At 58.9% G+C, this 16,097-nt stretch carries 14 protein-coding genes; all 14 read left to right on the forward strand.

From position 1 onward, the window contains the following. Positions 1-64: 64 nt before the first annotated feature. The 14 genes from rpsA (at position 65) to N5D48_RS06375 (ending at position 16,040) form a co-directional block, all read left to right on the forward strand. Entirely contained in the window at positions 65-1,741 is a 1,677-nt protein-coding gene (gene rpsA / locus N5D48_RS06310) for a 30S ribosomal protein S1 (RefSeq protein WP_028690822.1), read from the forward strand. Between the two features lie 240 nt (positions 1,742-1,981). Beyond that, positions 1,982-2,278, forward strand: a complete 297-nt coding sequence (gene ihfB / locus N5D48_RS06315) for an integration host factor subunit beta (protein ID WP_279882310.1) — start codon at positions 1,982-1,984, stop codon at positions 2,276-2,278. 20 nt (positions 2,279-2,298) lie between these two features. Continuing rightward, positions 2,299-2,562: a lipopolysaccharide assembly protein LapA domain-containing protein gene (locus tag N5D48_RS06320; protein WP_279882311.1), complete on the forward strand. Its 264-nt coding sequence runs from the start codon at positions 2,299-2,301 to the stop codon at positions 2,560-2,562. Positions 2,563-2,661: 99 nt separating this feature from the next. Further along, positions 2,662-4,092: an MBL fold metallo-hydrolase gene (locus N5D48_RS06325; RefSeq protein ID WP_279882313.1), complete on the forward strand. Its 1,431-nt coding sequence runs from the start codon at positions 2,662-2,664 to the stop codon at positions 4,090-4,092. Positions 4,093-4,198: 106 nt separating this feature from the next. Continuing rightward, positions 4,199-5,236, forward strand: a complete 1,038-nt coding sequence (locus N5D48_RS06330; protein WP_279882315.1) for a Wzz/FepE/Etk N-terminal domain-containing protein — start codon at positions 4,199-4,201, stop codon at positions 5,234-5,236. Positions 5,237-5,611: 375 nt separating this feature from the next. Next, the gene (locus N5D48_RS06335; protein ID WP_279882317.1) at positions 5,612-7,078 is read left to right on the forward strand and encodes a flippase; all 1,467 of its coding nucleotides are present in this window, start codon (positions 5,612-5,614) and stop codon (positions 7,076-7,078) included. Then, positions 7,078-8,283 carry an EpsG family protein gene (locus N5D48_RS06340; protein WP_279882319.1) on the forward strand — a complete coding sequence of 402 codons (1,206 nt, stop codon included), beginning with the start codon at positions 7,078-7,080 and terminating at the stop codon, positions 8,281-8,283. The genes N5D48_RS06335 and N5D48_RS06340 overlap by 1 nt, the downstream gene beginning before the upstream one ends. Next, on the forward strand, positions 8,276-9,487 hold the full coding sequence (locus tag N5D48_RS06345) for a glycosyltransferase family 4 protein (protein WP_279882321.1): 1,212 nt from the start codon (positions 8,276-8,278) through the stop codon (positions 9,485-9,487). The genes N5D48_RS06340 and N5D48_RS06345 overlap by 8 nt, the downstream gene beginning before the upstream one ends. Next, positions 9,484-10,521 (forward strand): polysaccharide biosynthesis protein, encoded by a 1,038-nt coding sequence (locus N5D48_RS06350; RefSeq protein WP_279882322.1) that lies wholly within the window; start codon positions 9,484-9,486, stop codon positions 10,519-10,521. Before N5D48_RS06345 ends, N5D48_RS06350 begins: the two co-directional genes overlap by 4 nt. Before the next feature lie 3 nt (positions 10,522-10,524). Continuing rightward, positions 10,525-11,643, forward strand: a complete 1,119-nt coding sequence (locus N5D48_RS06355) for a capsular polysaccharide biosynthesis protein CapF (RefSeq protein ID WP_279882324.1) — start codon at positions 10,525-10,527, stop codon at positions 11,641-11,643. A 27-nt stretch (positions 11,644-11,670) separates the two neighbouring features. Beyond that, positions 11,671-12,801, forward strand: coding sequence for a UDP-N-acetylglucosamine 2-epimerase (non-hydrolyzing) (gene wecB / locus N5D48_RS06360; protein WP_279882326.1), 1,131 nt, complete (start codon positions 11,671-11,673; stop codon positions 12,799-12,801). A 16-nt stretch (positions 12,802-12,817) separates the two neighbouring features. Continuing rightward, positions 12,818-14,071 carry a glycosyltransferase family 4 protein gene (locus N5D48_RS06365; RefSeq protein WP_279882328.1) on the forward strand — a complete coding sequence of 418 codons (1,254 nt, stop codon included), beginning with the start codon at positions 12,818-12,820 and terminating at the stop codon, positions 14,069-14,071. Beyond that, a complete protein-coding gene (locus N5D48_RS06370) occupies positions 14,071-15,033 on the forward strand; it encodes an SDR family oxidoreductase (RefSeq protein WP_279882330.1) in 963 nt (320 codons plus the stop codon). The genes N5D48_RS06365 and N5D48_RS06370 overlap by 1 nt, the downstream gene beginning before the upstream one ends. Next, complete coding sequence (locus tag N5D48_RS06375; protein WP_279882332.1) at positions 15,030-16,040, forward strand: glycosyltransferase family 4 protein; 1,011 nt, start codon at positions 15,030-15,032, stop codon at positions 16,038-16,040. The genes N5D48_RS06370 and N5D48_RS06375 overlap by 4 nt, the downstream gene beginning before the upstream one ends. The last annotated feature ends 57 nt before the right edge of the window (positions 16,041-16,097 follow it).

Raw genomic sequence — 16,097 nt, forward strand, 5'->3', positions numbered from 1 at the left:
GAAACCCACATTGTCTGGAATGTGGCTATGGGCGTCTGTTTCGCCCGAATCTACAGGAATTAAAATGAGCGAAAGCTTTGCAGAACTCTTTGAAGAAAGCCTGAAAACCCTCAATCTTCAGCCGGGTGCCATCATCACCGGTATCGTTGTCGACATCGACGGCGACTGGGTTACCGTTCACGCTGGCCTGAAGTCCGAGGGCGTCATCCCGCTCGAGCAGTTCATCAACGAAGCTGGCGAGCTGACCATCAAGGTCGGTGACGAAGTTCACGTTGCGCTGGACGCGGTCGAAGACGGCTTTGGCGAAACCAAGCTGTCCCGTGAAAAAGCCAAGCGCGCCGAGTGCTGGATTGTTCTGGAAGCTGCTTTCGCTGCCGAAGAAGTGGTCAAGGGCGTTATCAACGGTAAGGTTAAAGGCGGCTTCACTGTCGACGTTAACGGCATCCGTGCGTTCCTGCCGGGCTCCCTGGTTGATGTCCGCCCAGTGCGCGACACCACCCACCTCGAAGGCAAAGAGCTGGAATTCAAGGTCATCAAGCTGGACCAGAAGCGCAACAACGTTGTCGTTTCCCGTCGCAGCGTCCTGGAAGCCGAAAACAGCGCCGAGCGCGAAGCTCTGCTGGAATCGCTGCAGGAAGGCCAGCAGGTCAAAGGTATCGTCAAGAACCTCACCGACTACGGTGCGTTCGTTGACCTGGGCGGCGTCGATGGTCTGCTGCACATCACCGACATGGCCTGGAAGCGTATCAAGCACCCGTCGGAAATCGTCAACGTTGGTGACGAGATCGACGTCAAGGTCCTGAAGTACGATCGCGAGCGCAACCGCGTTTCGCTGGGTCTGAAGCAACTGGGCGAAGACCCATGGGTTGCTATCAAAGCCCGCTACCCAGAAAGCACCCGCGTCATGGCTCGCGTCACCAACCTGACCGACTATGGCTGCTTCGCTGAGCTGGAAGAAGGTGTTGAAGGCCTGGTGCACGTCTCCGAAATGGACTGGACCAACAAGAACATCCACCCGTCGAAAGTCGTTCAGGTTGGCGACGAAGTGGAAGTCATGGTTCTGGACATCGACGAAGAGCGTCGTCGTATCTCCCTGGGTATCAAGCAGTGCAAATCGAACCCATGGGAAGACTTCTCCGGCCAGTTCAACAAGGGTGACAAGATCACCGGTACCATCAAGTCGATCACCGACTTCGGTATCTTCATCGGCCTGGACGGCGGCATCGACGGTCTGGTTCACCTGTCCGACATCTCCTGGAACGAAGCTGGCGAAGAAGCCGTGCGTCGCTTCAAGAAGGGCGACGAGCTGGAAACCGTCATCCTGTCGGTTGACCCAGAGCGCGAGCGCATCTCCCTGGGCATCAAGCAGCTGGAAGACGATCCGTTCTCCAACTTCGTTGCTGTCAACGACAAGGGCGCTATCGTAAAAGGTATCGTCAAGGAAGTTGACGCCAAGGGCGCTATCGTGACCCTGGCCGACGACATCGAAGCTACTCTGAAGGCTTCCGAAATCAGCCGTGACCGCGTTGAAGACGCCCGTAACGTGCTGAAGGAAGGCGAAGAGATCGAAGCCAAGATCATCAGCGTCGACCGTAAGTCCCGCGTCATCAGCCTGTCCATCAAATCGAAGGACGATGCTGAAGAGCGCGAAGCCATCCAGAGCCTGAAAAACGCTCCGGAAGCGGCTGCCGACACCACCATGGCCGCGCTGCTGCGCGAAGCAATGGCCAAGCAGAACTGAGTTCTGTTTGATCGGTGAAAAAGGGCGACCCTCGGGTCGCCCTTTTTTTGTACCTGCGATTTGTCGGCAGCGCTTGGCTATTCGCTCCCTGCGCCGATTTAGGAGGCTTCTCATGGCTCGTGAAAAAATCCGTATCTTGAATTTTTTTGTTTAGTCAAGAACCGGCCTGTTCAAATCAGCCGGAGCATGCTACAAACTGATTAAGCAATGATCTAGCTGCTTGATAACGAAGGGAAAAATATGACGAAGTCGGAGCTGATCGAACGTATTGTCACCCATCAGGGGCTGCTCTCGTCCAAGGACGTCGAGTTAGCCATCAAGACCATGCTTGAGCAGATGTCGCAGTGCCTGGCGACCGGGGATCGCATCGAGATCCGCGGCTTTGGCAGTTTCTCGCTGCACTATCGCGCGCCGCGCGTAGGGCGCAATCCCAAGACCGGGCAGTCGGTCAGTCTCGTGGGCAAATATGTCCCACACTTCAAGCCTGGCAAGGAGCTGCGTGACCGGGTCAATGAAGAAGAGCATGAGCCTGGCTGAGCAATTGAAGGAGCAGTCCGATGCGTAACCTCAAGCGCGCCGTAGTGGCGCTGTTCGTGTTGCTGCTGGCGGCAGTGGTGCTGTTCTTCGTACTGGAGAATCAGCAAGCAGTGTCACTGATGATGTTTGGCTGGACAGCGCCGGCCATTCCGGTGGCGGTGTTGGTGCTGGCTGCGCTGCTTGTTGGCTTGGCAATCGGCCCTCTTCTGGGGGCTTATGGTCTGATGCGCGGCAAGCGCAAGATCAGCGCTGCTGCCCGTCGAGCGGCCTTCTCCGAGAGTTAAGGAAGCGTCCTACAGTTCGCAGGGAAGATGCCCATTTTTTTGCCGTGCGAGAAGTGAAGTAATACGCACTTTCTCAACGGCAGCCGAAGGGGTAGCAAGATGCAATTCCCAGCGATCGATCACCATGGCGGAGTCCGTGGTGTGACGGGGTCCTGCCATCAGCTGCATCTGGATGATGCGACCAGTCTTCTGATCGATTGTGGGCTGGAGCAGGGAGCAGAGCGTCAGCCTGGCTCGCGGGCGAACGAACTGGGCTTCGATGTTTGCGGCATTCGCGCCGTGATCGTTACCCACGTCCATCTAGATCATGTCGGTCGTATCTCTCATCTTTTTGCCGCCGGTTTTCGTGGGCGGATCTTCTGCAGCGAGCCTTCCGCAAAGTTATTGCCGCTGGTGCTCGAGGATGCCTATCGCCTGGCCATCAGTGCCGATTCAGGGCAACTTGCACGCTATGTAACGTTTCTTCAGTACCATATCTTTCCCATACCGTTTGGGCAGTGGCACGTGGTCGTGGAGCGCCCTGGCTTGAGTTGCGCTATTCGTTTGCAGCGTGCCGGGCATCTACTTGGCTCGGCTTACGCCGAGTGCGAAGTGAAACTGGCTGATGCTTGTACGCGCATAGTCTTTTCTGGCGATCTGGGGGCTTCCGACAATCCCCTGTTGTGTCCGGTAAGTCCGCTGGAGCGTGCTGATGTATTGGTAATGGAGAGCACCTATGGCGATCGCCTGCATCCGGATCGCAGCGGGCGCCGACAGCAGCTCGAAGCAGCAATCGACCGTGCCCTGGTGGATCACGGCACCATCTTGATACCTGCCTTCAGCCTGGGGCGTACGCAAGAGTTGCTCTATGAAATAGAAGATATCCTGCATCGCAAGGGGTTATCGGATCAGGAGGGGGATGCGCCGGCGGAGGGGTTCAGTGATTGGGCGCGCTTGCCCGTAGTACTCGACTCGCCGCTGGCTCAGCGCATTACCCAGGCCTATCGCGAGCTGCACCTGTTCTGGCGTGAGGAAGCCAGGGAGCGCCTGGCGCAGGGGCGTGATCCGCTGGGGTTTCGACAGCTCGTCATCATTGACACGCATGCCCGTCACCAGCAGGTCGTCAACTATCTCAAGAGCACCGGACGGCCAGCTATTGTGATTGCCGGCAATGGCATGTGCTCGGGGGGGCGGATTGTCAATTATCTCAAGGCAATGCTGGAAGATCCGCGGCATGAGGTGATGTTCGTCGGGCACCAGGTAAAGGGAACGCCCGGGGCAGTGATCCAGGCCAGTGAGGAGGAGGAGGGCCTTGTACGGGTCGATCTCGATGGCCAACGGTACGAGATCCGGTCAAAGGTGATGACCTTGAGTGGGTACTCCGGGCACGCGGACCAGCACGGACTCGTGACGTTTGCGATGGGACAGGCCGAGCCTGCGGGCAAGATAGTGCTGGTGCATGGTGACGATGTCGCCAAGCGCGAGTTGGCCGATGCGCTGAAGCGTCGATATCGCGCCTGCGGCAAGGCGGTCGAGGTCGAAATCCCCTAGCGGCCCAATACTGATCTCCCGTTCTTGATCCCGTACGTTGAACTTCGTTTCGGGTGTGTGACTCGTTGTGGTCGAAAAAACGTTACAGCCGAGGAAATTCTAATAGATGCCCCGTGAGCATGAGTGCCGTGAGCGTAATGATGAAATTGATCTTTCCGAGTGGTTGAGGTACTTGCTTGCCAAGAAGTTGATAGTTGCCTCGATTGTAGCGTTGAGCACGCTCATGGCGCTGGTCTATGCATTCCTTGCGACACCGTTGTATCAAGTCAGTCTATGGGTTCAGCCGCCGATGCAGAAGGATATTGCGCCGCTGAACTATGTGCGAGGCGAAGTAAGCGGGCTTAGCTTGCTTGGCACCAGTGATGTCTACGGTATTTACCTGAGTCATTTGCAATCGGAGGCGCTGCGTCGCCGGTTTTTCCAGGAAATCTACTTGCCCAGTTTGCCGAGTGCGCAGCGCGGTGATGCGCGGGACGCCTTGTTCGAGCAGTTTCGGGCTCGGATTACTGTCGACAAGGCGTCCAGGGATGGTGCCCTGCGTCATGTGGTCAGTGTCGAACTTCCTGATGCCAGGCAGGCCGCTGATTGGGCCGTTCGATTTACCACGATGGCTGGGGCGCTTGGTCGCGAAGAGGCCATTCAGAACGTCCAGTCCGAGGTGATGCTGAAGGCCCGGCATCTTGAGCAGGACATCAGGGCGGCCCGTAGTGGTGCCCGGCAACAGCGTGAAGACAAGATTCATCGACTGACGGAAGCCTTGGCGGTGGCCCAGTCCATTGGTCTGAGGGACCCTTTGGTCATGCCGAATGCAGGGGCGGCTGGGGCCGACGAATTGCTGACCTACATGCGCGGTACCAAGGCGCTGGAGGCGCAGATCGGCGCGTTGCGCACGCGGACGATGGACGATCCATTTGTCGAGGATCTTCGCCAGCGCGAGGAGCTGCTGTCCTTCTATCACCAGTTGCGCTTGGACGAGGAGAAGATCAGCGTGTATCGGCAAGACGGGCAGGTGCAGATCCCGGACAGGGCCATCAAGCCGAAGAAAGCGATGATCGTGCTCTTCGGGTTTGTCATTGGTTGTGTGATGGCGGTGGCGGTGGTTCTGCTGATGCGCGGCGTGCAGCGTTCCGGCGTTGAAAGATGAGCTGCCAGGGCAATGGTGTCGGCGTCAGGCGTTGCCTGGGTGGGCAATTTTTCGTTGGCGGGGGCGATAGTTTGCCATGCAAGGGTGATCTCGATGAGTTTTTGCGCCATCATGTCGCCCCTGTCATGTACGGTCCCCCAGTGTTCGGCACTTTTCGGTGAAAATAGCCGTCGCGACATCCGTGCCCTGCCGCCAGGCGAGCCCGACTCAAGCTGACGAACTCAGCCTTGACTCCGTCGTTCGGGTATCATCCTGCGTTTCGCCGATTCGAGCCCGCATGGAATCGGCTGCTTTTGAGAATGAGTCCCTGGCATGGGTTCGAGCCGTGGTAGCGGCGCAAATGATTGAATAATTTGATAGACCCCTATGAGCTCGATGTCGAAAGTTGTAAAAGGCGCGGTCCTGAATCTTGCGGGACTGGGCTTGCCCATGGTTGTTGCGGTTTTCACCATCCCTTACCTCATTCAACTGCTGGGCGCTGAAAAGTTTGGCCTGCTCGCGTTGATGTGGGCCGTCGTCAGCTATGCGGGAATTTTTGATCTTGGTCTTGGGCGGGCGCTGACGCTGCAGGTTGCCAGGCTGGATGCTCAGCCCGCACCTCAAGAACTGGGGGCCGTCATGGGGACGGCCTATGCGCTCATGGTCGGGGTTGGCGTCGTCGTCGGCGCTTGCATGTTCGTGCTCAGCGGCGAGATTGTCGGTTTCGTGAAGGGCGTGACGGACCTGCAGGAAACCACCGCTGCCTTTCAGATAATGGCTGTGTCCGTGCCGTTCATCATTCTGGCCTCCGGCTTCAGGGGCGTGCTGGAAGCGCGTCAGGCGTTCGGCAGGGTCAATGCCGTGCGTTTGCCTTTGGGGATCTATACGTTCATTGGGCCGGTGCTGGTGTGTGGCGTCTTTGGCCCGCGGCTGGACCTCATCGCCGCGGTGCTTGCGCTTGGCAGGCTTGTGGCCTGTATCGTCTATTGGTACTACGCTCGCGCGCATGTGGCGCCGATCGAGCATCGGTCATTGGCATGGGATGGCCGTCATGTGAAATCACTCTGTGCCAGCGGCGGGTGGCTGTCGGTTGCCAGTGTCGTCGGCCCGATCATGGCCTATGCCGACCGGTTCGTGTTGGGGGCTCTGGTTTCGGCCAATGCGGTTGCCTTTTACGTGACCCCCAACGAGCTGGTGACCAAGCTATGGATTCTTCCGGGAGCATTGACCGCAGTATTGTTTCCGATGTTTTCCGGTGGCCTTTCCTGTTCCGCCGCGTCTCGAAACGGCACCGTCAAGCTGTTCGACCTGTCGAGTGCGGCCATTTTCATCGTGATCGCTCCCTTGTCGTTGACGCTGGCGACATTTTCATACGACTTGTTGGATTTCTGGGTCGGGGTGGAGTTTGCCCGCGAGGGTCAGGAGCTTCTGGTCATCTTCGCGTTTGCAATCCTGATCAACTGCATGGCGCACGTGCCCCTCACATTGCTGCAGGGGGCGGGCAACGCCAGGGCCGTCGCTCTGCTGCAGGTGTTGGAGGTGCCGGTTTTCCTGCTCTTGCTTTGGGGGCTCACGCTCAAGTTCGGAGTGGTCGGGGCCGCATGGGTCTGGGTGGCCAGGGCAGTATTCGACACGGGGATCTTGTTGTATCTCGCCTGTGAAAAGCTGAACGTTTCGTTCATCAAGCGCGTTGCCCTGTTGACGGCGAGCGTCTTGCTTGTCTTGGGGGTTTATAGCGTGATCAAAGAGTGGGAACTCTACGCGCGCCTGATGCTGACTGGCCTGGTTGGTGCAGTGTTTGTGGCGGCCATCATCCTGATGATGGTCAGATCCTTGAAGCTGAAAGCCAAGACAGAAGCTTGATGGAGCTGGCAAGCCGCTTCCTCGATGTGTATACGATCGTGCTCCTTGCGGTATGGGGGGGCGCGCTGTGGGCGTGGGCTCTCGGAGGGCTGAATCCACGCACGGAAAAGGCGGTGTATGCCGTGCTTTCGTTGATGTTGATTGTTTTTTCCGCAACGCGTTACGAGACGGGCTATGACTGGCCTGCCTACGAAGAATTCTATGTCATGGGCGATCGGCTCGAGGGCAAGTATCAGTTCGAACTTGGGTTCAGGTTGTTGGCTGGTTTGTTTCGATATTGGGCGTTGGACTTCACCGCGTTCCAGTTCTTCGTCAGTGCATTGCAGGTTTTTCTGGTTGCCGTGTTCATCAGGAAGTTTTTCAAGACCTTTGCGCTGTTGGCGCTAGCTGTTTACTACACGGTGCCTGATCTCTATTTGATAAATTCTTTCTCCTTGATGCGTCAGGGGCTCGCGCTGGCGTTGTTTCTCTGTGGCGCTGTTTACTGTTTTGAGCGTAAGTGGCTGGTGTGCGGCCTGTTTTTCCTGGCAGCCAGCATGTTTCATACTTCAAGCATCTTTGCGATCGGGGTGTTTTTTGCGGTCCGCCTGGTCGGAATCAATTACACGCTGTCCAAGTGGTGCGTGTGGGGGTTGGCGGCCTGTTATTTGATCGGGGTCAATATGCCTGGCGGCCTGATCAGCGTGCTGGCGGCCCTGCCTTTTTTACAGAAGTATGTAATCTACGAAGGCTTGGATACACCCAGTGTCAGTGTGCTGTATAAGTTGTTGTTTACCGTGCTGTTTTTGGCGCTGTTTCATCTTTCCGGGTATCGTCGACGCATGCAGTTGCGTGCGGGCGACTATACCCCAGAGCAACAGTTTCAGTTTGCGCTGGCGTGTATGGCCGTGGTCATCAGTTTTTTCTTTTGGGCTTATCCGACATTTTTGTCGAGATTTCAGGCATTCTTTTTGTTTTTTTTATTGGCTTATATATGGCGGGCTTTCGATTTTTCCACGTGGGTCAATCGCTCGTTGTTGTGCGGTGTCGTATGCGTGGTGAGTGGCGCCCTGTATGGGAAATTTGTCTTGACCCATCTTGCAATGGTCTACTTCCCCTATCAGAGCCTTTTTTCCGAGCGGATCGAGGTTCGCAGTACCGGCGCGCAGAGAGTGGACGAATTGCATGAAGAATTGCGTAGGCTATGGCGAGGCTCGAATGAGTAAGGTTTTGTTATTGACGACCAAGTACCCGTGCGGTGCGGGAGAGGGGTGGCTGACCAATGAATTGGCCGAGTGTTTCTCTCGCGAGGGGCAGCAGGTTTCCGTGCTTGCCTTGAGCTGGGAGTACGCGGACGGTGGCAACGCGGTCATCGACCTGAATGGCGTGAAGGTTTACCGCCAGCGCCTCTGGAAGTTTTTCTACAAGAAAAACTTCATATGCGCGATGCTGAAGATCTTCTTGTTCTCGCTCTTGGTCAGGTTGCGCTACAAGCAGAAGATCCTCGAGGCCGATGTGATCGTGGCCACCACGCCCTGCATCGTGATATGGGGTTTGCTGGATTTCTTCCGGGTCAAGCCGAAGGCCAAGAAGTATCTGATTCTTTGGGATTTTTTCCCCTATTACATGCGTGATCTGTGGTCCGGTGGGCGCAGCAAGTTGTTCAACTTCTTCGTGCGCTGGGAGAATCGTCTGTACAACAAGTTCGATGCCATCGGTTGCATGACCAAGGGCAGTGCCGAATTCCTGCGGTGCAACTATGAAGTCGATGCCGCGCGGGTCAGCTTGTTGCCATTGTGGACCAAGCAGCTGCCCCGAGTGGAGATGTCATCGGAGCAGCGCAAGGCCATTCGAGCAAAGTACGCTATCGAGCAGGACGCGTTCGTATCCATTTACGGTGGTGCCATGTCCGTCGTCCAGGGCTTGGACAATATTCTCGACCTGGCCGCGAGCCTGAAGGGTGATCCCGCGTATCAGTTCGTATTCATCGGCCGTGGCAGCGAGCTGCCGCGGCTCAAGGCGCGCGCCCTCGAGGAGCGACTGCACAACGTTCTGTTTATTGATTATGTGCCGCGTGACGAGTATGAAAACGTGGTGGCGGTTTGTGATGTGGGAATCGTGTCGTTGTCCGGCCAGCATGCCGTGCCGAGTTTTCCTTCGAAATCCATTGATTATCTGAAAGTGGGCTTGCCGATTCTTGCCTCCATCGATCGCTACACCGAGTTCGGGAGTATTCTGGTCGATGACATGAAAGCAGGCTTGTGGGTAGAGGCCGGTGACCCCGTGACGCTTGGCCAGGCCCTTGAAAAAATGCGCCTGGATAGCGTATTTTTGGCGCGCTGCGCGTCAAACGGCCGGCACTATTATGAGCAGGAAATGAAAGTCGAATCTGCTACCAGCAACATTTTATCAGCATGCGAGAAAGTATGAATTTCAAAGGTAAAACCCTCCTGATCACAGGCGGTACCGGGTCGTTTGGTAATGCTGTGCTTAAAGGCTTCCTCGATACGGATATTGGCGAGATCCGTATTTTCAGCCGCGATGAAAAAAAGCAAGATGACATGCGCAAGCGCTATGCCAGCGACAAGCTGAAGTTTTATATCGGCGACGTGCGTGATTATCAAAGTATTCTGGCCGCCAGCCGCGGTGTCGATTACATCTTTCATGCCGCAGCGCTCAAACAGGTTCCTTCCTGTGAGTTCCATCCGCTCGAAGCGGTGAAGACCAACGTCCTTGGCACGGAGAACGTGCTGGAGGCGGCCATCCAGAACGAAGTGAAGCGTGTGGTCTGCCTGAGCACCGACAAGGCCGTCTACCCGATCAATGCCATGGGTATCTCCAAGGCGATGATGGAAAAGGTCATGGTGGCCAAGTCGCGCAACGTGGACGAGAAGAAGACCGTCATCTGTGGCACCCGCTATGGCAACGTGATGGCTTCGCGTGGCTCGGTCATTCCGTTGTTCATCGACCAGATTCGTGCCGGCAAGCCGTTGACGATCACCGATCCGACCATGACTCGCTTCATGATGACCCTGGCCGATGCCGTTGATCTGGTGCTGTACGCGTTCGAACACGGCAACAACGGCGACCTGTTCGTGCAGAAAGCGCCGGCGGCGACCGTGGAAACGTTGGCCCAGGCGCTGACCAGACTCGTTGGGCAGCCGGATCACCCGATCCAGGTGATCGGCACTCGTCACGGTGAAAAGCTGTTCGAAGCCCTGCTCAGCCGCGAAGAGATGGCCTGCGCCGAAGACATGGGCGAGTACTTCCGTGTGCCGCCGGACCTGCGCGACCTGAACTACGCCAAGTTCGTCGAGGAAGGGGAAACCAAGATCTCTCGCACGGAAGACTACAACTCGCACAACACTGAGCGCCTGGATGTCGACGGCATGCAGGAACTGCTGCTCAAGCTCGACTTCATGCGTGCCATCAAGCGTGGCGAAAACGCGGCGCCCGAGGAATAAGCCATGCGTGTCCTGATCACCGGAATCAATGGTTTCGTCGGCAAGAACCTGCTTGTGCATCTTGGCGAGCGCAGTGATGTCGAGGTCATGGGATTCACCCGTGAACATGCGCTGGACGCGTTGCCGGGAATGGTCGCGCAGGCCGACTTCATCTTCCATCTGGCGGGTGTGAACAGGCCGCAGGATCCGAAAGAGTTCCATGTCGGCAACGCCGACCTGACCCGTGCGCTGTGCGCGGCGGTGCGCGCCAGCGGTCGCAAGATTCCCGTGGTCTACAGCTCCTCCACCCAGGCCAAGCTCGACAATCCCTATGGCAAGAGCAAGCGTGACGCGGAAGATGAACTGCTGGCCCTGCGCGAAGAGCTTGACGTGCCCGTGCACATCTTCCGGTTGCCTAACGTGTTCGGTAAATGGGCGAAGCCCAACTACAACTCGGCGGTCGCGACTTTCTGTCACAATATCGCGCGTGACCTGGCCATCAGCATCAACGACCCTGATGCGCAGATCAATCTGACCTACGTCGATGATGTGATCGCTACCTTCATCGAGTTGATGGACGGCAAGGGCGGCGCAGACGCGTTCGTCGAGGTTCAGCCGGTATACGCGATCACGGTTGGCCAACTGGCCGAGCAGTTGCAAGCGTTTCGCGACAGCCGCCGGACCATGATCACCGAGCCGGTCGGTACCGGCCTTGTGCGTGCGCTGTACTCGACGTACCTGAGTTACGTGCCGCCAGAAAAGTTCACCTACGAGGTGCCCAAGTACGGCGATCCACGGGGTGTCTTCGTCGAAATGCTGAAAACCCGGGATTCCGGGCAGTTCTCGTATTTCACCGCGCATCCAGGTGTCACGCGCGGTGGGCACTATCACCACAGCAAGACCGAGAAGTTTCTGGTGATCAAGGGCTCGGCGTGCTTCCGCTTCAGGCATGTGGTCTCGGGCGAGTTCCACGAGCTGTTCACCACTGGCGACAAGCCGCAGGTTGTGGAAACGGTCCCGGGCTGGACGCACGACATCACCAACGTCGGTGACGATGAAATGATCGTCATGCTGTGGGCCAATGAAATTTTCGATCGTGATCACCCGGATACATATGCCCGGCCCGTGGGTACCCACGCCTGAGCCGGCGTTTCAAGGTAGAAGTCAGAAATGAAGAAACTGAAAGTCGTCACCGTAGTGGGCACGCGCCCTGAAATCATCCGCCTGTCGCGCGTCATGGCGGCGCTGGACCTGCACTGCGACCACGTCCTGGTGCATACCGGCCAGAACTATGACTATGAACTGAACGAGATCTTCTTCAGTGATCTCGGCATTCGCAAGCCGGACCATTTCCTCAACGCGGCGGGTGCGACGGGTGCCGAGACCATTGGCAACGTGATCATCGCCGTCGATCGAGTGCTGGCAGAGATCGCGCCGGACGCACTGCTGGTGCTGGGCGATACCAACAGCTGCATGGCGGTGCTGCCGGCCAAGCGCCGCAAGATTCCGACCTTCCACATGGAGGCCGGTAACCGCTGCTTCGACATGCGCGTGCCGGAAGAGATCAACCGCCGCATCGTCGACCACACCGCCGATATCAACCTCACCTACAGCACTATCGCGCGCGACTATCTGCTGCGTGAGGGCCTGCCGGCCGACCGAGTGATCAAGACTGGCAGCCCCATGTTCGAGGTGTTGAATCACTACCGTGACGGCATCGATGCGTCCGATGTGCTCGAGCGTCTCGGGCTGGAGCCTGGCAAGTTCTTCGTCGTCAGCGCCCATCGCGAGGAAAACGTCGATTCGGACACCAACTTCCTCAAGCTGGTGGATGTGCTCAATACCGTGGCCGAGCGGTTCGACCTGCCGGTGATCGTTTCCACCCATCCGCGTACCCAGAAGCGCGTGACCGCCATGGGCGTCACCTTCCATGGCAACGTGCGCCTGCTCAAGCCACTGGGCTTCAAGGACTACAACAAGCTGCAGCTCGAAGCCAAGGCGGTGTTGTCCGACAGCGGTACCATCAGCGAAGAGGCCTCGATCCTCAACTTCCCGGCGCTGAACATCCGCGAGGCGCATGAGCGCCCGGAAGGCATGGAAGAGGCGGCGGCCATGATGGTCGGGCTGGAAACCGAGCGTGTGCTGCAAGGGCTGAGCATCCTCGAAAGCCAGGCTCGCGGCGAAACGCGCAGTCTGCGCCTGGTCGAGGACTACAGCATGCCGAACGTCTCGGACAAGGTCGTGCGGATCCTCCACAGCTACACCGACTACGTGAATCGCGTCGTCTGGAAGCGGTACTGAACCCAATAGAGCAACCATGGCTGAAACATCACTCAAGGTACTGGTCGTGTCCCAGTACTTCTGGCCGGAGAACATGCGGATCAATGACCTGGTCCGCGACCTGACGGCCAAGGGACACCAAGTCACCGTGCTGACCGGGTTGCCGAACTACCCGGAAGGCAAGGTGTTCGAGCGCTTCCGGCGAGATCCGGAGGCCTTCGCACGCTATGAGGGTGCCGAAGTGGTTCGCGTGCCGCTGGTCCCGCGTGGCAAGCGCAGCTTCACGCTGGTGCTGAACTACCTGTCGTTCCTGCTCAGCGCCTCCACGCTGGGTGCGTTCAAGCTGCGTGGGCAACGCTTCGATGCCGTGTTCGTGTATGCCGTCTCGCCCATTCTGGCGGCGATCCCGGCTCTGGTGATCGGCCGTCTGAAGCGGGCGCCGGTGTTCGTCTGGGTGCTCGATCTGTGGCCCGAGACCCTGCGCGCGGTCGGTGTGGTCAAGCACCCGCGCCTGCTGGGGCTGGTGGGCAGGATGGTCTCGTGGATCTACAACCGCACGGACTACCTGCTGCTGCAGTCCCATGGCTTTTTCGACAACGTGCGCCAGTATTGCAGCCGCCCGATCGCCGAAGAGCGCCTGGTCTATTTCCCGAGCTGGGCGGAGGACGACTTTTCACAGGCGTCGCTCTGCGGGCCGGCATTGATCCAGCGCGTGCCCGGTCTGTTCACCGTTGTATTCGCCGGCAACCTGGGCGAGGCCCAGGACTTTCCCGCCGTGCTCGATGCGGCCGAAGCCCTGCGTGACAAGGTAGCGGTGCGCTGGGTGATCGTTGGCGACGGGCGCATGAGCGAGTGGATAACCACGCAGATCGCCCTGCGCAAGCTCGACAATGTGCAGCTGCTCGGGCGCCATCCACTCGAGGCCATGCCAGGGCTGTTCGCCCAGGCCGACGCGCTGCTGGTGTCGCTCAAGACCAACGATGTGTTCGAAAAGACCATCCCGGGTAAGGTCCAGGCCTACCTGGCATCAGGTCGGCCGCTGCTCGGCATGATCAATGGAGAGGCCGCGCGGGTGATCGAGGAGTCCGGCGCCGGGCTTGCCTGCAATTCCGGCGACGCCGGCGGCCTGGCCGCCATCACCTGCGCGCTGGCTGAAGCCGGTGAGGCAGAGCGGGTGGCCATGGGGCGAGCGGGGCGAGCTTACTACGAGCAGCGCTATGCCAAGGAAAAACTGATGTCGCGCCTGGAATCCCTGTTCCGTGACGCTTCGCTGCGAAGGACAAGTTGCTGATGAGTTCAACAGTTTTGTTGACCGGCGCCACCGGTTTTGTAGGCAAGGCGGTGCTGGCGGATCTCGCGGCGCGTGGCCATGCGGTGCGCGCGGCGATCCGTAGTGCCGCCCCGGCCGAGTTCGAGGCGGCGGCTTTCTCTATCGCTGCGATCGATGCCGAGACTGACTGGCGGGCCGCTCTTGAGGGCGTCGAGGTAGTCATCCACTCGGCCGCCCGCGTGCACGTGATGAACGATACCGAGGCCGACCCATTGGCTGCTTTTCGCAAGGTCAATGTCGAGGGCACGCTCAATCTCGCCCAGCAGGCGGTGGCGGCGGGCGCTCGGCGTTTCGTCTTCATCAGCTCGATCAAGGTCAATGGCGAAGGGACCGTTTCGGGGCGACCCTATCGTGCCGATGACGAGCCCGCGCCCGCCGATCCTTATGGCATCTCGAAGATGGAAGCGGAGCAGGGGCTGCGCGAGCTGGCCATGCGCACAGGCCTGGAGGTGGTGATTATTCGCCCCGTGCTGGTCTACGGCCCGGGCGTCAAGGCCAACTTCCTGGCCATGATGCGCTGGCTGGACAAAGGCGTGCCCCTGCCGTTCGGCGCGATACACAACCGTCGCAGCCTGGTCGCCCTGGACAACCTCGTCGACCTGGTGCGTCTGTGCACGACTCATCCGGCCGCCGCCAACCAGACCTTCCTGGTCAGCGATGGCGAGGACCTGTCCACCACCAGCCTGCTGCAGCGCATGGCGAAAGCCCTGGGCAAGCCGGCCAGGCTGCTGCCTGTGCCTGCCGCGCTGCTGGCGCTCGGCGCCACCTTGCTCGGTCGACGCGCGCTCTCGCAGCGCCTGTGCGGATCGCTGCAGGTCGATATCGAAAAAACGCGCTCGCTGCTCGGTTGGACGCCGCCGGTGAGCGTGGACCGGGCGTTGGCGAAAGCCGCCCGCCATTACCAGGAACAAATGAACAAATGACTCAATGGTGGCTGGCACCGCTGGTGCTGCTGATCTCCCTGCTCATGACCGCGGGCCTGCGCCGTTACGCGCTGGCCCGAAGCATCATCGACATTCCCAATGCGCGCAGCTCTCATGTGGTGCCAACGCCCCGTGGCGGAGGCGTGGCGATCGTGGTTTCGTTCCTGCTGGCACTGGTGGCGCTCGGTGCCAGTGGTCTGCTGGATTCGCGCACGGTGTTCGCTGTCGCCGGTGCCGGTGGCCTGATCGCGATCATCGGTTTCATGGATGATCACGGGCATATCGCTGCCCGCTGGCGGCTGCTGGGGCATTTCATCGCGGCGGCCTGGGGGCTGTTCTGGCTCGGCGGCCTGCCGCCGTTGACGGTATTCGGTATCGAGATCGATCTCGGCTGGGCGGGCGCGATGCTTGCGGCGGTCTATCTCGTCTGGCTGCTCAATCTCTACAATTTCATGGACGGCATCGATGGCATCGCCAGCGTCGAGGCCATCTGTGTCTGCCTGGGCGCCTGCGTGCTGTACTGGATGGGCGGTTTCGAGCAACTGATGGTCTTGCCCGTGATCCTGATCATGGCGGTGGGCGGCTTTCTGTATTGGAATTTCCCCCCAGCCAAGATCTTCATGGGCGACGCCGGCAGCGGATTCCTCGGCATCGCGCTGGGCCTGCTGTCCCTGCAGGCGGCCTGGGTGTCGTCACAGCTGTTCTGGTGCTGGCTGATTCTACTGGGGGTGTTCGTGGTCGATGCCACGTTCACCCTGATCCGGCGGTTGCTGCGTGGCGACAAGGTCTACGAGGCACACCGCAGCCATGCCTATCAGTTCGCCTCGCGGCGAGTCGGTGGGCATTTGCCGGTGACCCTGGCAGTGGCGTTGCTGACGATGTGCTGGTTGTTGCCGGTGGCGGCCTGCGTCATGCTGTTCGGCATCGATGGCTTCGTCGGGCTGCTCATCGCCTATGTGCCGCTGGCAGGGCTGGCGGTGGCCTACAACGCGGGCGGCGTCGAGTAATGCGCGCAGTTGGGGCCGCGCAGGCGTGCGGCCTGACGAACAAGAAAGATCTGCTCA

The sequence above is a fragment of the Pseudomonas sp. GD03858 genome (assembly GCF_029840925.1).
Taxonomy (GTDB): Bacteria; Pseudomonadota; Gammaproteobacteria; order Pseudomonadales; family Pseudomonadaceae; genus Aquipseudomonas.

What these genes read in the sequence shown, in the direction of transcription:
- N5D48_RS06375 (WP_279882332.1), top strand. Translation starts at nt 15,030, where the DNA reads ATGACTCAATGGTGGCTGGCACCGCTGGTGCTGCTGATCTCCCTGCTC.
- rpsA (WP_028690822.1), top strand. Translation starts at nt 65, where the DNA reads ATGAGCGAAAGCTTTGCAGAACTCTTTGAAGAAAGCCTGAAAACCCTC.
- N5D48_RS06335 (WP_279882317.1), top strand. Translation starts at nt 5,612, where the DNA reads ATGTCGAAAGTTGTAAAAGGCGCGGTCCTGAATCTTGCGGGACTGGGC.
- N5D48_RS06320 (WP_279882311.1), top strand. Translation starts at nt 2,299, where the DNA reads ATGCGTAACCTCAAGCGCGCCGTAGTGGCGCTGTTCGTGTTGCTGCTG.
- N5D48_RS06365 (WP_279882328.1), top strand. Translation starts at nt 12,818, where the DNA reads ATGGCTGAAACATCACTCAAGGTACTGGTCGTGTCCCAGTACTTCTGG.
- N5D48_RS06345 (WP_279882321.1), top strand. Translation starts at nt 8,276, where the DNA reads ATGAGTAAGGTTTTGTTATTGACGACCAAGTACCCGTGCGGTGCGGGA.
- N5D48_RS06370 (WP_279882330.1), top strand. Translation starts at nt 14,071, where the DNA reads ATGAGTTCAACAGTTTTGTTGACCGGCGCCACCGGTTTTGTAGGCAAG.
- N5D48_RS06340 (WP_279882319.1), top strand. Translation starts at nt 7,078, where the DNA reads ATGGAGCTGGCAAGCCGCTTCCTCGATGTGTATACGATCGTGCTCCTT.
- N5D48_RS06325 (WP_279882313.1), top strand. Translation starts at nt 2,662, where the DNA reads ATGCAATTCCCAGCGATCGATCACCATGGCGGAGTCCGTGGTGTGACG.
- N5D48_RS06350 (WP_279882322.1), top strand. Translation starts at nt 9,484, where the DNA reads ATGAATTTCAAAGGTAAAACCCTCCTGATCACAGGCGGTACCGGGTCG.
- wecB (WP_279882326.1), top strand. Translation starts at nt 11,671, where the DNA reads ATGAAGAAACTGAAAGTCGTCACCGTAGTGGGCACGCGCCCTGAAATC.
- N5D48_RS06355 (WP_279882324.1), top strand. Translation starts at nt 10,525, where the DNA reads ATGCGTGTCCTGATCACCGGAATCAATGGTTTCGTCGGCAAGAACCTG.
- ihfB (WP_279882310.1), top strand. Translation starts at nt 1,982, where the DNA reads ATGACGAAGTCGGAGCTGATCGAACGTATTGTCACCCATCAGGGGCTG.
- N5D48_RS06330 (WP_279882315.1), top strand. Translation starts at nt 4,199, where the DNA reads ATGCCCCGTGAGCATGAGTGCCGTGAGCGTAATGATGAAATTGATCTT.